Source organism: Parasedimentitalea nitratireducens, assembly GCF_057444295.1.
Map to the genome: position 1 here is coordinate 235,835 of NZ_JBYAXC010000002.1, position 15,570 is coordinate 251,404.

The 15,570-nt window shown below is 50.3% G+C and carries 15 protein-coding genes; 12 read left to right on the forward strand and 3 right to left on the reverse strand.

What is annotated here, in order from left to right:
• Positions 1-53: 53 nt before the first annotated feature.
• On the reverse strand, positions 54-863 hold the full coding sequence (locus AC2T28_RS06870; protein WP_486748233.1) for a PAS domain-containing protein: 810 nt from the start codon (positions 861-863) through the stop codon (positions 54-56).
• A gap of 271 nt (positions 864-1,134) precedes the next feature.
• Here AC2T28_RS06870 and AC2T28_RS06875 point away from each other — a divergent pair, with 271 nt between their 5' ends.
• From AC2T28_RS06875 to phoB, 11 genes are all read left to right on the forward strand, one after another.
• On the forward strand, positions 1,135-2,031 hold the full coding sequence (locus AC2T28_RS06875; RefSeq protein WP_486748234.1) for a YicC/YloC family endoribonuclease: 897 nt from the start codon (positions 1,135-1,137) through the stop codon (positions 2,029-2,031).
• Between the two features lie 18 nt (positions 2,032-2,049).
• Positions 2,050-2,691, forward strand: a complete 642-nt coding sequence (gmk, locus tag AC2T28_RS06880) for a guanylate kinase (RefSeq protein ID WP_486748235.1) — start codon at positions 2,050-2,052, stop codon at positions 2,689-2,691.
• Complete coding sequence (locus AC2T28_RS06885) at positions 2,688-3,209, forward strand: gamma carbonic anhydrase family protein (protein WP_486748236.1); 522 nt, start codon at positions 2,688-2,690, stop codon at positions 3,207-3,209. The genes gmk and AC2T28_RS06885 overlap by 4 nt, the downstream gene beginning before the upstream one ends.
• Before the next feature lie 3 nt (positions 3,210-3,212).
• Positions 3,213-4,394, forward strand: coding sequence for a trans-sulfuration enzyme family protein (locus tag AC2T28_RS06890; protein ID WP_486748237.1), 1,182 nt, complete (start codon positions 3,213-3,215; stop codon positions 4,392-4,394).
• A gap of 50 nt (positions 4,395-4,444) precedes the next feature.
• Positions 4,445-5,482 carry a sensor histidine kinase gene (locus tag AC2T28_RS06895; protein WP_486748238.1) on the forward strand — a complete coding sequence of 346 codons (1,038 nt, stop codon included), beginning with the start codon at positions 4,445-4,447 and terminating at the stop codon, positions 5,480-5,482.
• A 215-nt stretch (positions 5,483-5,697) separates the two neighbouring features.
• Positions 5,698-6,753 (forward strand): substrate-binding domain-containing protein, encoded by a 1,056-nt coding sequence (locus AC2T28_RS06900; RefSeq protein WP_486748239.1) that lies wholly within the window; start codon positions 5,698-5,700, stop codon positions 6,751-6,753.
• Positions 6,754-6,841: 88 nt separating this feature from the next.
• A complete protein-coding gene (gene pstC / locus AC2T28_RS06905) occupies positions 6,842-8,320 on the forward strand; it encodes a phosphate ABC transporter permease subunit PstC (protein WP_486748240.1) in 1,479 nt (492 codons plus the stop codon).
• 8 nt (positions 8,321-8,328) lie between these two features.
• Positions 8,329-9,657 (forward strand): phosphate ABC transporter permease PstA, encoded by a 1,329-nt coding sequence (pstA, locus tag AC2T28_RS06910; RefSeq protein ID WP_486748241.1) that lies wholly within the window; start codon positions 8,329-8,331, stop codon positions 9,655-9,657.
• Between the two features lie 13 nt (positions 9,658-9,670).
• Positions 9,671-10,468: a phosphate ABC transporter ATP-binding protein PstB gene (pstB, locus tag AC2T28_RS06915; RefSeq protein WP_486748242.1), complete on the forward strand. Its 798-nt coding sequence runs from the start codon at positions 9,671-9,673 to the stop codon at positions 10,466-10,468.
• A gap of 14 nt (positions 10,469-10,482) precedes the next feature.
• Positions 10,483-11,193 (forward strand): phosphate signaling complex protein PhoU, encoded by a 711-nt coding sequence (phoU, locus tag AC2T28_RS06920; RefSeq protein WP_486748243.1) that lies wholly within the window; start codon positions 10,483-10,485, stop codon positions 11,191-11,193.
• 2 nt (positions 11,194-11,195) lie between these two features.
• Positions 11,196-11,885, forward strand: coding sequence for a phosphate regulon transcriptional regulator PhoB (gene phoB / locus AC2T28_RS06925; RefSeq protein WP_486748244.1), 690 nt, complete (start codon positions 11,196-11,198; stop codon positions 11,883-11,885).
• A gap of 29 nt (positions 11,886-11,914) precedes the next feature.
• On the opposite strand, the gene AC2T28_RS06930 is transcribed toward phoB, so the two are convergent.
• On the reverse strand, positions 11,915-12,826 hold the full coding sequence (locus AC2T28_RS06930; protein WP_486748245.1) for a LysR family transcriptional regulator: 912 nt from the start codon (positions 12,824-12,826) through the stop codon (positions 11,915-11,917).
• A 100-nt stretch (positions 12,827-12,926) separates the two neighbouring features.
• Here AC2T28_RS06930 and AC2T28_RS06935 point away from each other — a divergent pair, with 100 nt between their 5' ends.
• On the forward strand, positions 12,927-14,150 hold the full coding sequence (locus tag AC2T28_RS06935; protein ID WP_486748246.1) for an acyl-CoA dehydrogenase: 1,224 nt from the start codon (positions 12,927-12,929) through the stop codon (positions 14,148-14,150).
• A 491-nt stretch (positions 14,151-14,641) separates the two neighbouring features.
• On the opposite strand, the gene AC2T28_RS06940 is transcribed toward AC2T28_RS06935, so the two are convergent.
• The gene (locus AC2T28_RS06940) at positions 14,642-15,505 is read right to left on the reverse strand and encodes an acyl-CoA thioesterase (protein WP_486748247.1); all 864 of its coding nucleotides are present in this window, start codon (positions 15,503-15,505) and stop codon (positions 14,642-14,644) included.
• Positions 15,506-15,570 lie beyond the last annotated feature (65 nt).

A 15,570-nucleotide genomic window follows, 5' to 3' on the forward strand; every position in this document is an offset into this window, starting at 1 on the left:
ATGACCAGCAACTTGAAGCAATAACCAATTGTTAACAGGTTTCCGCGATTAGATCAATCCCGGCTAACGACCAGCCTAAGATGTGACGCCCGGTCAGATTTGCTCTTTGGTTTGCTGTCGACTTTGTTCAGAGTTTCACGCGCGTCATTCATTTTCTGGCGGCTGGCTTCTACAAGAGCTCTGGCCTCGTCCATCACGGTGCGTTCTTCTCCAAACCGGGCTTGGGTTTCGGCGAAGCCCACGTTTTCTTTGTTACTTTGTTTGTTTGGCAAAGGATTTGTGGTGCCTTTGGGAAGTACGGCGGCAGGTCTGATCTCAGTTGCTGCAACATTAAACCGTTGAGAGGTCTTTGTTGGATTTCCTTCAGAAACAAACACACCCAGCGCACGACTTACGTCACCCAAGTCACTGCGCAAAGGCAACAACAGCATGCGCGCTTCTTGCGACGGGCGATTGCGAGTAGCCTCTGTTGTCAATGTAAGCTCAACAATAGCAGGCTCATCAAACATATGCTCAAGTGCTGCGCTGACTTGCTTACGAGCTGTTGGCGTGAAGAATGCGGTAAGCGGCATTCCCCGAACTTCCATACCAGCCATTTCATTCAGTTTTTGGCCAGCCAAGCGAAACCGTGCAATTCCTGGCGCAATGCGCTCAAGTACGAAGGTTTGGCTAAGAATGTTTTCTAGACCGCGTGGGTCAATCTGAGATCTGTTGGGAACATCGTGTCCTTGACGCAACGCAGTCCAGTAAGCCTCGGCCTGGCGGATAGGAGACAGAGAGTTGCTGCTGCGGAACCGATCCATTGAAATTACCTTGTCCTGATCAATATTTTGACCTGAACCCTTTTGGCTACCAAAAAACATATCCAATCCCTCCGTCTGCTTCCGATATTCATTCCCGTGACATTCGGAGCAAACTTGCTCTTATTGACTAGTACCGGAATGGTTACTCTGGAGTTAAGATGACACAAAATAACTCAAATTTGGACCAAATACTAAATCAATGGTTAACAAGTCTGAGATCTTCATATTAACCATTTTTGAAGCCACATGCCAGCTTCTGGTCTTGTGAAGTTTGCGCCCATAGCTTTAGGTGCAAAGCTGAGTTTACAGATAGCAAAAAGGAGCCGGGGACATGACTTTGCGATCAATGACTGGTTTTGCCTCTTCCCAAGGAACGTTTGGCGTTCATAGCTGGAGTTGGGAAATCCGCTCGGTCAATGCAAAGGGGTTAGACCTTCGGTTACGTGTACCCGATTGGCTTGAAGGGTTGGAAACTCAGCTAAGAGCCCAACTTAGCAAGGCTTTATCCCGCGGAAACGTATCGCTAACGCTGCGCGTTTCACGCACTGAAAGTGGTGATGGGCAGCTGGTATTGAACCATCAGGTTCTTGGTGGTGTTCTAAAAGCCATCAGAGAAGTTGAAGCAGCCGCAACCGAAGCAGATGTTAGTTTCACACCGATCAATGCGGCTGATTTACTCTCGTTAAGAGGTGTTCTTGAGCAGGCAAGCAGTAGCGATGATCCTGCCCCAATTGTTAAGCAGCTTGTTAAGGAATTCAAAAGTCTTGTGGCAGATTTCGTTCAAATGCGTGAAGACGAAGGGCGGCAGTTGGACGAAATATTAACCAATCAGCTGGCCGATGTTGAGCGGTTGACAGCTGTTTCGGCGCAGCAGGCTGAGGCACGCAGGCCCCTGGTGGCCGCCAATTTGCAAAGCAATCTAGATAGAATTTTAGAAAATACCGATGGTGTTGATCCAGCGCGTTTGGCGCAGGAATTGGCGCTCCTTGCGGTCAAGGCAGATGTTACAGAAGAGATTGACCGTTTGGGTGCCCATGTCGCGGCGGCTCGGAAACTTCTGAGCGAAGGCGGGGCAGTGGGACGAAAATTTGATTTTCTGATGCAAGAGTTCAATCGGGAAACCAATACTCTTTGCTCCAAGTCGCAAAATAGCGAACTGACAGCTACGGGTCTCGAACTCAAAGCGCTCATCGATCAGATGCGCGAACAAGTCCAAAACGTCGAATAAGCACAAAGGAGAGCTCGCATGGACAACCGGCGTGGCCTACTCATTATCCTGTCGTCACCATCGGGTGCGGGAAAATCTACTCTGGCCAAGCGACTGCGTGCTTGGGATCCAAGTATTCGCTTTTCGGTCTCTGCAACAACTCGTGCGCCGCGAAGTGGAGAAGTAGATGGTGAGGACTATCGCTTTACATCCGAGCACGATTTTAAAGCTGCAGTAGCCCAGGGTGACATGCTGGAACATGCGCACGTGTTTGGTAATTTCTACGGCTCCCCCAAGGGGCCAGTTAAAGCTGCCATCGAGTCCGGCGAAGACGTATTGTTTGATATCGATTGGCAGGGCGCCCAGCAGATCCGAAATTCGGTGTTGGGCCAACATACGTTGTCCATTTTTCTGCTTCCTCCGTCGATCACCGAATTACGTCGGCGTCTGGAAACGCGCGGACAGGACGATGCCGAAACTATTTCGCGACGTATGATGAAAAGCTGGGACGAGATCTCGCACTGGGATGGCTATGATCATGTTCTGATCAATGACGATCTGGATGTGACCGAGGAACGTTTGAAGACAATTATTACAGCTACCCGGCTGCGTCGTATTCAACAGCCAAGCCTTACAGATCACGTTCGCAAGCTGCAGGCCGAGTTTGAGGAGCAGTCATGACAATTTACGCCCTTGGTGATCATAGGCCAGACATTCACGAAGACAGCTGGATCGCTGCTGATGCAAACTTGATCGGTAAGGTCGTGATTGAGCAGGGCGCTTCCGTTTGGTTTGGTTGTACAATTCGCGCGGATCACGAAGAAATTCGCGTAGGGCAGGGATCCAACGTTCAGGAAAACTGTGTCATGCATATTGATGCAGGTTATCCGCTGATTATCGGCACAAATTGTACGATCGGCCATAAGGTGATGCTGCATGGCTGTACTATTGGCGACAACACGTTAATCGGCATGGGGGCCATTGTTTTGAATGGTGCCAAAATCGGTAAGAACTGCCTAATTGGGGCAGGGGCCCTGATAACCGAGAACAAGGTTATTCCAGACAACTCCCTGGTAATGGGATCGCCAGGCAAAGTGATAAGAACCGTTGATGCCGAACTTGAGAAAAGTCTGACACAGAGCGCGTTGCACTATCAGGACAACATGCGCCGTTTCCGGTCCGATCTGAAAGAGGTTTGAGTGATGAGAAACACCCGCGGTTCGTTGATGCGCCCTGATCCTTTGCCGTTCAGTGCCAGTAAACCTGTCGTCACACCACTTAGTCCATCGGTTGTCTATGCCAGCGAAACGCCTGATGCTCTGGATGATCAATACGAGGGCAGGGTGCATGGCTATACCTATTCTCGCGAAGGTCATCCGAACGCTGATGTTGTTGCCAAACGTCTTGATGCGATGGAGGGCGTTTCTGGAGGAGTGGTCTGCAGTTCAGGCATGGCTGCGGTTTCGGCTGTGTTATTGGGGCTGCTAAAAGCCGGGGATCATGTGATCGGTGCCAATCAGCTGTACGGTCGTTCACTTCGTTTGATGAAAGATGACCTGCCGCGCCTGGGCATAGCGACAAGCCTTGTTGATATTGCGGATCCGGAACAAGTGCAGTTACAAATTCGACCTGAAACCAAGATGGTACTGGTTGAAGTTGTTTCAAATCCAACCTTGGGTGTGGCCGACATTTCTGCACTTTCCGCTTTGTGCAAGAACTATGGTATTTTGCTGGTCGTCGATAACACCTTTACCACTCCACGCGGGTTTCAACCGTTTGAGCACGGCGCTGATGTCGTTGTGCACTCGATCACAAAGCTGCTTGCCGGACACTCGGATGTAATGTTGGGGTACGCGGTTGCAAAGGATCCTAGCCTTAACGAGCAGATGCGTGTCTTTTCAATTACCACAGGGATGACACCCAGTCCGTTTGACTGCTGGTTGGCCGAACGTGGCATGCTGTCGTTTGAACTGAGATTTGATCGAGCACAGGCCACTGCGGCCGTGTTGGCAGATCATCTGGCCACTTTGCCCGGGGTTAGGCGTGTATTGTACCCTTTGCGCAGCGACCATCCTGATCATGCCAAGGCAGCGCAGATGCTTGGCGCTAATGGGTGCAATATGGTTAGTTTTGAGCTTGAGGGGGGACGGGCGGCAGCTAACGCCTTTGCCCGCGAAGCCGAAGAGCTGAATTTTGCGCCCACGCTGGGTGACGTCGGCACCACACTGTCTCATCCAGCTTCATCTTCGCATCGTGCGCTATCCACTGATGAACGTGCAGTTTTGGGGCTAAGTGAGGGGTTCTTTCGTGTATCGGTTGGTCTCGAAGAACCTGAGCAGCTGAAAGCCGTGTTTTCTCGCGCAGTTGCTGCTGCCATGTCCTAGTTACATTCAAACGCTAAGTTGGCAGAGAGCTAGGAGTGTAAGAGGGAACGATGTCACAGCAAGTGATCAACAGGTTGTTAGATGCGTTCCCGTTACCCGCAGTGCTGGTTGACCAGACAGAACGCTGCATAGGTGTAAATCGTGACGGCGTTGTGCTTTTGGGGATGGAAGTTCTGGGCCGAAATTTCGCTACATTTCTTCGGCAACCAAAGGTCTCTAATGCGATCGAGACGTGTCTCAAAAATCAAAAACCGCAACGGGCCGTGCATCTTGCTAATGCTGGTGTTCAGAATTCTTCGTACGAAGTCACTTTAAAATTTGTTCCCGGTATTGGCTACAATAATGCCGGAGCAGTTCTTTTGTGCTTTGCAAATATTACGGATCGCGAACAAGCCAATCAGATGCGGCGTGACTTTGTTGCAAATGTAAGTCACGAGCTGCGAACCCCTCTCACAGCACTTATCGGGTTTATTGACACGCTGAGAGGTGCCGCAAAAAACGATGAAGTGGCCCGCGAAAAATTCTTGTCTATTATGCATAGCGAAGCCAGCCGTATGAATCGACTGGTTGGAGAGCTCCTTACTTTGAATCGGGTGGAAAGTGGCGAGCGCGTCCGTCCCAAAGACAAGGTAGATTTAGGAGATCAGATAACTTCGACTATCAAGTCGCTGGGAACACTTGCAAAAAATACATCGGTGAACCTCGAGATCGAAGCGGCGCAGCCCATTATTATCAACGGTGATCCTGATCAGCTGCAACAGGTTTTCACCAATCTCATTGAGAACGCTATCAAATACGGCGGTGATCAGGTCACAGTCAAAGTATCAGTATTAGAACGAGAACCGGCGCTGCGCTCGCGTGCTGTGCAAATTCAGGTCATTGATAACGGTCCAGGAATTGCTGCCCATCATCTTCCACGTTTGACTGAACGCTTTTACCGGGCCGACGGCCATCGCTCTCGCGAGCAAGGCGGAACAGGCTTGGGGTTGGCGATTGTCAAACATATCATAAATCGGCACCGCGGCCGCATGCGTGTCGACAGTGAACTCGGGCTGGGTTCAACGTTTACTGTGCTGTTACCCGTCTAAATCACCAACGATCCTGCACACAGCAACGCTGTATTTAGCCCAAGGTTGTTACTTGCATTTGCCTGTCCGGTCCAAAGTGTAGTTTTTTTCTGCACATGACCCGGGTTGTCATGCAGACGTTACATCGCTGTCACAAAACTCAAATACAACGCACGTAGGAACTGAAGCACGGTCATCAGGGGATGGCCGACAGAAACCTTACTCAAGGAAACACAATGTCCTTTGTAAATCAGACAGCATCCGCACTCGCAATTTTGGCTGCTTCAGCCACCATCGCATCTGCGCGCGACCAAGTACAGGTCGCCGGTTCGTCTACTGTTTTGCCATATGCTTCGATCGTCGCTGAGGCCTTTGGCGAGAATTTTGATTTTCCAACCCCCGTTGTTGAATCTGGCGGGTCTTCTGCTGGATTAAAGCGCTTCTGTGAGGGTGTCGGCGAAAACACAATTGATGTTGCTAATGCGTCGCGCAGAATTAAAGACAAAGAAATCGCCAAGTGTGCTGAGAATGGCGTAACTGACATTATCGAAGTGCGTATTGGCTACGATGGAATTGTATTCGCCAGCGATGTGAAGGGGGCAGGTTTTGAATTTACCCCAACGGATTGGTTCCTTGCCCTGTCCGACCAAATCCTGGTGGATGGTGAAATGGTGGCCAACACAGCCAAGACTTGGGCAGACGTAAACCCCAACTTCCCAGCTCAACCCCTGCAGGCCTTTGTTCCTGGTACTAAACACGGAACACGGGAAGTGTTTGAAGATAAAGTTGTTCTGGCTGGCTGCGAAGCAACTGGAGCCTATGACGTTCTTTTAGGCGCTGCCGAGGGTGAAACGCCGAAAGCCAAGAAGAAAGCCGCTGAAAAAGCCTGTATTGCCCTCCGTACCGACGGCGTCGCCGTTGACATTGATGGGGACTACACTGAAACGCTGGCGCGCATTGAGGGCAACAAAGATGGCATCGGCGTGTTTGGTCTGGCGTTCTATGAAAACAACACCAACAAGCTGCAGGTTGCGACTATGTCTGGTGTGGTCCCGTCGACCGAGAGCATTGCAACCGGTGAATACCCCGTTTCTCGCCCACTGTATTTCTATGTCAAGAAAGCGCACATCGGCGTAATCCCGGGCCTAAAAGAATACACCGAGTTTTTCGTAGCCGACGAAGTAGCAGGACCTGATGGCCCACTTTCTGAGTACGGGTTGGTTGCTGATCCCGAACTAGAAAACACTCAAGACACCGTTTCTGAAGAAACTGTTTTGGGCGGAAGCTCCTAACTTTCGAAGAATTGACAAAGCGTTGGGGCGTTTTGCTCGTCCCAATGCAGTTGACGAAAACTTGCCTTACACCGACATGGAGCCGAAAATGCCAACGTACTGGCTGATAACCTGTCTGATCCTGTTTTCCACCGCCAGCTTTTTTCTTGGGCGCAACCGAGCTTTGGCTTCAGCAGGCGGAGAGATCAGGAAGTTACACTCGCTACCATCTTATTACGGAATCAACGTCGCACTCATGACTTTGCTTCCAGCTTTGGCAGTCCTTGCCTTGTGGTTGCCACTTCAACCGATGCTGATCGACGTGCGTGTTGAGGCACTATTTTCATTGGAAGTGTCCGAGGGAAACCCCAGAATTAACAACGAACTAAATGATGTTCGTAGAGTAGCCGATGGTCTGGATATTGCGCTGGGACAAGGTCTTATAACCGCTAACGAAATTCGACACCTTAGCTCAAACTCTTCCGATCTTACAAGCCGATTAGGGGCACTTGGTATTGCTGTAAGCTCTGAACTGCGGCCTGAAACCATTGCTGCTGTACAAACCTATCGCAATATGTCCCTCAATGGTCAGGTGATGCTGACACTGGTTGCTGGGCTTGTTGCAGCCTTTGGATTTGCGAGATCCTATGGGCAATCTGAAAAGACCTACCGTGCTCGGAATACTATTGAGCGTGGCCTAATGGCCCTGCTGATACTGACCGCTGTGATAGCGATATTAACCACGTTCGGTATCGTTTTTTCGATGTTGTTCGAGACGGTTAACTTTTTTGGCCTGCACAGTTGGCGAGACTTCTTCTTAGGAGGAATTTGGGCCCCAAACTTCCGTGGAGACAGTCAACTATCGATACTGCCATTGATATGGGGAACTCTGTACATCTCTATGATTGCGCTGATCGTTGCGGTGCCCATTGGCCTGTATTCGGCGATTTACCTGTCTGAATATGCCAGTGCGACGGCGCGTTCGGTTGCCAAACCTTTGCTAGAGGTATTGGCCGGTATACCAACCATCGTTTACGGCTTATTTGCGCTGCTCACTGTTGGCCCCATGTTGGTGAAACTGTTCGGCAAGGGTGATCAGGGGCTTTTGGGCTTGGATTGGATGGGCGGGACTACGTCGGTGCTGACCGCCGGCCTGGTTATGGGGCTCATGCTTATTCCTTTTGTTTCATCCCTGTCGGACGACATAATAAACGCAGTCCCGCAGTCATTGCGCGACGGTTCCTTGGGCCTGGGGGCGACCAAATCAGAAACCGTTCGAAACGTGGTGCTTCCGGCCGCATTGCCCGGCATTGTTGGGGCCATTTTGCTTGCGACATCACGCGCTGTTGGAGAAACTATGATTGTGGTTATGGGGGCAGGGGCGATTGCAAAGTTCTCAGTTAACCCATTGGATTCTATGACAACTATCACCACACGGATCGTCAGCCAATTGACAGGAGATACCGATTTTTCCAGCCCGGAAACACTGGTTGCCTTTGCCTTGGGCCTATCACTTTTTGTGCTGACGCTTGGGCTCAACATTCTGGCACTGTACATCGTGCGGACCTACCGAGAGCAGTATGACTGATGAGCATAATGGATAAAAACACCCGCAACGGCTCGCTATTTAATCGGACGCCAGGCCTACGCAGACGTAGCGCCGCCGAACGTCGCTTCAAATTGTATGGGGTCGCCGCTATTGCGGGTAGTCTTCTAATTTTGATGGTCTTGGTTGTAACAATCGTCAGCAAAGGGGCAGGGGCGTTCCAGCAGACCTTTATCACCCTTCAGGTGGAGCTTCTGGAGGAGAAACTCGACAAGACCGGTACTCGGAACCTGGAAAACATCAAGAAGGTTTCGACCTTTGGCTATGTACCGTTGATCAAGGCTGCCGTGAGCTCCATGGTCGATGAGCATGAACTTGAGAGCAGCTTGAACGCCAAGCTGCTGGTTGGTTTGCTGTCCAAAGGAGCCGCAGCGCAACTTCGGGAATACGTTATTTCCACACCTGAAAGCATTGGCAATACGGTAGAATTCCGTTTTCTGACTTCTAGTCGAGTTGATGGATATCTCAAAGGGCGAGTGCATCGAAACAATATTGCAAATGACAAGAGTATTTCACCTGAGCAGCTGGACCTTGTAGATGCTTTTGTTGCTGCAGGTGTGATCGAGAAGACATTCAATATCGATTTCATAACCGGCGCTGATGCCTCTGACCAGCGACCAGAAGCAGCTGGTATAGGAGTTGCGATGCTTGGCTCGCTTTCGATGATGTTTGTTGTATTGGCGCTGGCGCTACCAATTGGCGTAGGGGCCTCGATTTATCTTGAAGAGTTCGCGCCAAAGAACTGGATTACAGACATTATCGAAGTCAACATCGCCAATCTAGCAGCGGTGCCATCAATTGTGTTTGGTATCCTGGGACTTGCAGTGTTTATCAACTATATGCATCTGCCGATGTCCGCTCCATTGGTGGGTGGCTTGGTCTTAACATTAATGACGCTACCAACCATCATCATATCCACACGTGCAGCGCTCAGTGCGGTTCCTCCAAGCGTTCGCGACGCTGCATTGGGATTGGGTGCCTCGCGCATGCAGGGAGTGTTTCACCACGTCTTGCCCTTGGCTGCACCCGGGATCCTGACCGGAACGATTATCGGGCTAGCACAGGCTTTGGGCGAAACTGCGCCGCTTTTATTGATCGGCATGGTTGGCTTTGTCGCCTCAAACGCTCCCGACGGTATAGCTTCGGGGCTTTTGTCCCCAAATTCGGCGATGCCGGCCCAGATCTATGAATGGGCCAAGCGCGCAGACCCAGCATTCTACGAAAGAGCATGGGGTGGAATTATTCTGCTGCTGATCTTTCTAGTCACTATGAATACGGTTGCGGTGATCTTGCGCCGACGCTTTGAACGCCGCTGGTAGAAAGGTTTATCAGATGAACGACATGACGCTTACAGCGCATAATGTGGATACGACGAACATCAAAATGCAGGCCCGCAATGTACAGGTTCATTATGGCGAAACACAAGCCATCAAGGATGTAGATGTTGAGATCGCAGACAAAACGGTAACTGCGTTTATCGGGCCGTCTGGTTGCGGAAAATCCACCTTTCTGCGTTGTTTGAACCGGATGAATGACACGATTCAAACCTGTAAAATTAATGGAGAAATCCTATTGGATGGTGAGGATATTTACGACAAGCGGGTTGATCCGGTTCAGCTGCGTGCCAAGGTGGGAATGGTGTTTCAAAAACCTAATCCCTTTCCAAAATCGATCTACGATAATGTCGCTTATGGTCCGAAAATTCACGGGTTATTCAATACAAAGGCGGAGCTCGATGTGATCGTTGAAAAAGCACTGCGCCGGGCTGCCATTTGGGACGAAGTAAAAGACCGGCTAAAATCGCCGGGCACTGGATTGTCAGGCGGGCAGCAACAACGTTTATGTATCGCGCGCGCTATCGCTACTGAACCTGAAGTGCTGTTGATGGACGAACCTTGTTCTGCATTGGACCCAATCGCAACTGCACAAGTCGAAGAGCTTATTGATGATTTGCGCAAGCGGTATTCGGTCGTGATTGTGACACACTCCATGCAACAAGCCGCACGGGTGAGCCAGAAAACTGCTTTCTTTCACCTTGGAAACCTAGTCGAGTTCGGTGAAACAGGTCAGATTTTCACAAACCCAAATGATCCACGCACCGAAAGCTACATTACTGGCCGTATTGGCTGACCCGAGGAAAAAACATGGAAGAGCACCATATAGCATCCGCATTTGACCGGGATCTGGAAACCATCCAGGCACGGATCATGAAAATGGGTGGCCTGGTTGAGGCCGCTATTATCCAGGCAGCCCAGGCTTTGGAAACCAGTGATGAAGAACTTGCATTGCGTGTTCGATCCAGTGATCGAGCCATTGATCAACTGGAGGAGCATATCAACGAAGACGCCGCCCGTTTGATTGCTTTACGATCACCTGCAGCCGGGGATCTACGCCTGGTTCTCTCGGTGATGAAAATTTCGGGAAATCTGGAACGTATTGGTGATTATGCTAAGAATATGGCCAAGCGTACCGTTGTTCTCGCACAGGGGCCAACTGTACAGGATAGTACATCTGCGCTTCGCCGTATGGCCCAGGAGGTTGAGCGCATGTTAAAAGACGCGCTTGATGCCTATATTCAGCGAGATGCTGAATTGGCCGCTGATGTGATTGTTCGGGATCGCGACATCGATCAGATGTACAATGCCCTGTTCCGAGAGCTTTTGACGTTCATGATGGAAGACCCAAGAAACATAACCCCATGCATGCATTTACACTTTATCGCCAAGAATACTGAGCGTATGGGCGATCATGTAACTGCAATTGCAGAGCAGGTGATCTATTTGGTCACTGGTGAGCGGCCAGATGACAACCGCATCAAGGCCGATACAACTTCCACCAGCGTTTTGGAGCTTTAAGTATGTCCATTGATCAGCCAACTGTACTGGTTGTCGAAGACGAAATGGCGCAGCGAGAAGTCCTAGCCTACAATCTCGAGGCCGAAGGATTGCGTGTTGTAAAGGCCGAGGATGGCGAAGACGCGCTGGTCGTGGTGGAAGAGGAGCAACCTGACCTCATCGTTTTGGACTGGATGATGCCAAACGTTAGCGGAATTGAGGTTTGCAGACGCTTGAAGATGCGGCCAGAAACCCGTGATATTCCAATAATTATGCTGTCTGCTCGCACTGAAGAGATCGACAAAATCCGAGGTTTGGAAACTGGGGCAGACGACTATGTAGAAAAGCCGTATTCCGTTGCTGAACTGATGGCGCGTGTGCGAAGTCAATTGCGGCGGGTCAGGCCGTCGACTGCAGGCATTAAGCTAGAGTATGACGATATCGTTCTGGATACTGACACCCATAGGGTTAGCCGCGCAAATAAACAGCTGAAGCTTGGGCCGACCGAATTCCGGCTCCTGTCCGCATTTATGGAAAAGCCAGGGCGTGTTTGGAGTCGTGAACAACTTTTGGATAGGGTTTGGGGGCGTGATATTTACGTCGACACGCGGACCGTCGATGTTCACATTGGTCGGCTGAGAAAAGCGCTGTGTCTACACGGTGGTGCCGATCCATTGCGTACCGTACGCGGGGCAGGGTATGCATTAGGTTAATACCGTAATGTTTTGAAATGGAATATGTTTTAGCGCGGAAGGAGGTTTTCTGGCTCTGTATGCTCTTCAAGCCATTCGCGAAACTTCTCAAGCGCTTTGTGGTGGTTTTTTGATTCGGGCCAGATCAGGTAATAGGAACCAGTGGTTTCTACCGGGACATCATTCAAAGCAATCAGGCGTCCGGTCGCCAGGTCTTGTTCTACCAAGTAGTCTGGCAAGAGCGCTACGCCGAGACCGTGGAGCGCTGCCTGAGTCATGGTTGCGAATTGGTCATACATCGTACCTGTTAAGGTGCGCTCAATTCGAACTCCTTGACCCTCAAACCAGTTTTTCCACGCTTGTGGGCGAGTTTGAATGTGCAACAATGGAAGCTCAAGAATTTCCTCTGGCCTTTTCACGCTAAAGCTTGCCAGCAACTCTGGCGAACAAACCGGTATTACCTGCTCGTTCTTTAACAACAGAGATCGTGTGCTTGGCCAGTCGGCAGTTCCAAAATGCAACGCTGCATCAAAGGGTTCACTGGTAAAGTTAAAGGCCTGTAAGCGGGTCGCCATATTTATTGTGACTTCGGGGTGCTTTCTAGAAAACTCAGGCAATCGTGGCATAAGCCAACGCATGCCAAATGTTGGCAGAATGGCCAAGCTTAGCGTACCTATCATAGGTGCAGTTTGAAGGCGTAGGGTTGACTGAGCAATTTGACCCAGAGCTTGCCGAATTTCTGCACAATACTCCTGTGCGTCCGACGTTAAAGAAAGTCGTTTTTTATCTCTAAGAATTAAGTCCGTGCCAAGTTGTCGTTCTAAAGCTTGCAGTTGACGACTAACGGCACTTTGGGTCAAGGAAAGCTCATCAGCAACTGCTGAAGCGGAACCCAAGCGATCTAGCGCCTCGAGCGCGCGAAGAGATGAGATTGAGGGAAGAAAACGTCGCGGTGTCAACATGTATGTATTTTACTCATGGATTGATGTGAAAGTCTCGCTGTTTTTTGACTAGTGTCGGGGTTAAAGTCTGGACAGAGAGTTACGTTCAAGGACAAAGCCGATGACTGATACTAAACCCACACTTCGCGCGAAAGATAAGCCTGATCTGGGAAGTTTTGATTGGGCAGATCCACTGCGCCTGGAAAATCAACTGAGCGAAGACGAGCGGATGATCATGGCCTCGGCAAAGTCCTATGCTCAAGAGAAGCTGCAGCCTCGCGTTAAAAGTGCATATGCCAATGAAGAATGCGATCCCGCAATTTTTCGGGAAATGGGCGAAATGGGGCTTTTGGGAACAACGATCCCCGAAGAGTACGGCGGGCTGGGTAGCGGTTATGTGACCTATGGGCTGGTCGCGCGCGAAGTGGAGCGAGTCGATTCTGGCTATCGGTCGATGATGTCGGTACAAAGCTCTTTGGTCATGTACCCGATTTACGCCTATGGCAGCGAGGAGCAGCGCCAGAAGTATCTGCCCAAATTGTCTTCGGGCGAGTTCATCGGCTGCTTTGGTTTGACCGAACCTGACGCAGGTTCAGATCCCGCAGGCATGAAAACCCGGGCCGAGCGAACTGCCACCGGATACAAGCTTACGGGATCCAAGATGTGGATTTCCAATTCACCCATTGCTGACGTTTTTGTCGTTTGGGCAAAATCAGAAGAACACGGCGGCAAGATCCGAGGGTTCATTCTGGAAAAAGGCATGAAAGGTCTGAGCGCTCCCAAGATAGAAAACAAGATGTCTTTGAGGGCGTCCATTACTGGTGAAATCGTCATGGACGGCGTCGAAGTTGGCGAAGACGCCTTGCTTCCGAACGTTGAGGGACTAAAGGGACCGTTTGGCTGTTTGAACCGAGCTCGCTATGGCATCAGCTGGGGCGCGATGGGGGCCGCCGAAGCCTGCTGGCACGCTGCGCGCCAATACGGCCTGGACCGTCATCAGTTTAATCGTCCTCTGGCGCAGACACAGCTGTTCCAACTAAAGCTCGCCAACATGCAAACTGAGATTACGCTGGGGCTTCAAGCTTCGTTGCAAGTTGGACGTCTAATGGATGAAGCCAATGCCGCGCCCGAGATGATTTCAATCGTCAAACGTAACAACTGTGGCAAGGCACTTGAGATTGCGCGCCATGCACGTGACATGCACGGCGGTAACGGAATTTCGTTGGAATTTGGCGTCATCCGTCACATGATGAACCTTGAAACGGTGAACACCTATGAGGGAACACATGACGTTCACGCACTAATTCTGGGGCGTGCACAGACTGGATTGCAGGCCTTTTTCTAAGGCAGTTTTTCTCTCTAAAGCCGTTTTCTTTCTGAAATAGGGCCGTTTCATATCAGCTAAGTGCTGCATATTCGCAAGATCACTTTGTGAATATGCAGCGTCTAGCGGTCTCAGTTTTGCAAGATGGGCGGCAAATTTCACCATCTGCTCTGTACTTTTGCCAGCTACTGCATTTTTCAGTGATTGGAATGCATATTCTGTTCGTCTAGCTGTTTCAGAATTCTGTTCATCTAATAGCTTTGAATTTGCACAATAGAACTGCGTGTTCGGCCACTTCGTCTGCGAGAACGTAGGCATCCACCAACGGTGTACAGCGCAAATTTGGTTGGGTGCTCTCGGCAGGAGATCGTTTCTTAGATCCGTGTTTTGAAATTGGAACGCTTTGGGAGGTGGCGTGTACAAGCGCAGTGCGCGGAATCTTATAATCGGTATTATGTAAAATACAGGCTTAGTTGACTGCGTATTACATCTGGGTGTTGAAATCCACAAATCTACGGCTTCAAAGGTCGCATCAATCCTTCCTGTGCAACACTCGCCACAAGCTGTCCGTCTTGGGTGTAAATAGCGCCTCGGTTAAATCCACGGCCACTGCCAGCAAACGGAGAATCCATTGTGTACAAGTGCCAGTTTTCAAAATTTACTGGAGCATGGAACCACATCGAATGATCTAAGCTGGCGGTCATGGCCTTCTCCTTATACCAGGTCAAACCATGTGGTCGAAGCGCCGAACCTAGCAATCCAAAATCTGATGCATAGGCCATCAATATGTGCTGCAATTGCGGACCTGCGCCTTTGGCGGCTTTCATCCTAATCCACATTTGATTTTCATCACTTGTTCCCACAGGTTCCAATGGGTCTCTTGGCTCAACTTCTCGAATCTCAAATGGGCGCTCGCGGATGAAGTCTGCTTTCAAATTTTCTGCAATACGATGCACGTTTGCTTTGTGATGAGCGGCACGCGACATTAGGTTGTCGGGACCTGGTACTTCTGGGATGGAATGCTGGTGAGACCAGCCCTCCTCATTGATGTGAAATGACGCGGCAAGGTTTAGAATCTGCTTACCGTTCTGCATGGCAACAACGCGACGGGTTGTAAAACTGCCACCATCCCGCGACGGGTCTACATTATAGATTACTGGTCTTGAGGGATCACCCGGCCGAATGAAATACGCATGTAAGGAGTGGCACAAACGGTCTGGTACAGTCGCATATGCGGCTGTCAGGGCCTGCGCAATGACTTGGCCACCATAGATCCGGGTTGGAGTTTCACCACCTGATCCGATGCCGCGGTATAGGTTTCTGTCCAGTGTTTCGAGATCAAGCAAGTTTAGCAAAGTCGCTGCTGCATCAGACATTTAAAACGCCTTGTTATTGTAGTTTCAGTATCGTGCAAACGCACAAACTATGGTGACACGAGCAT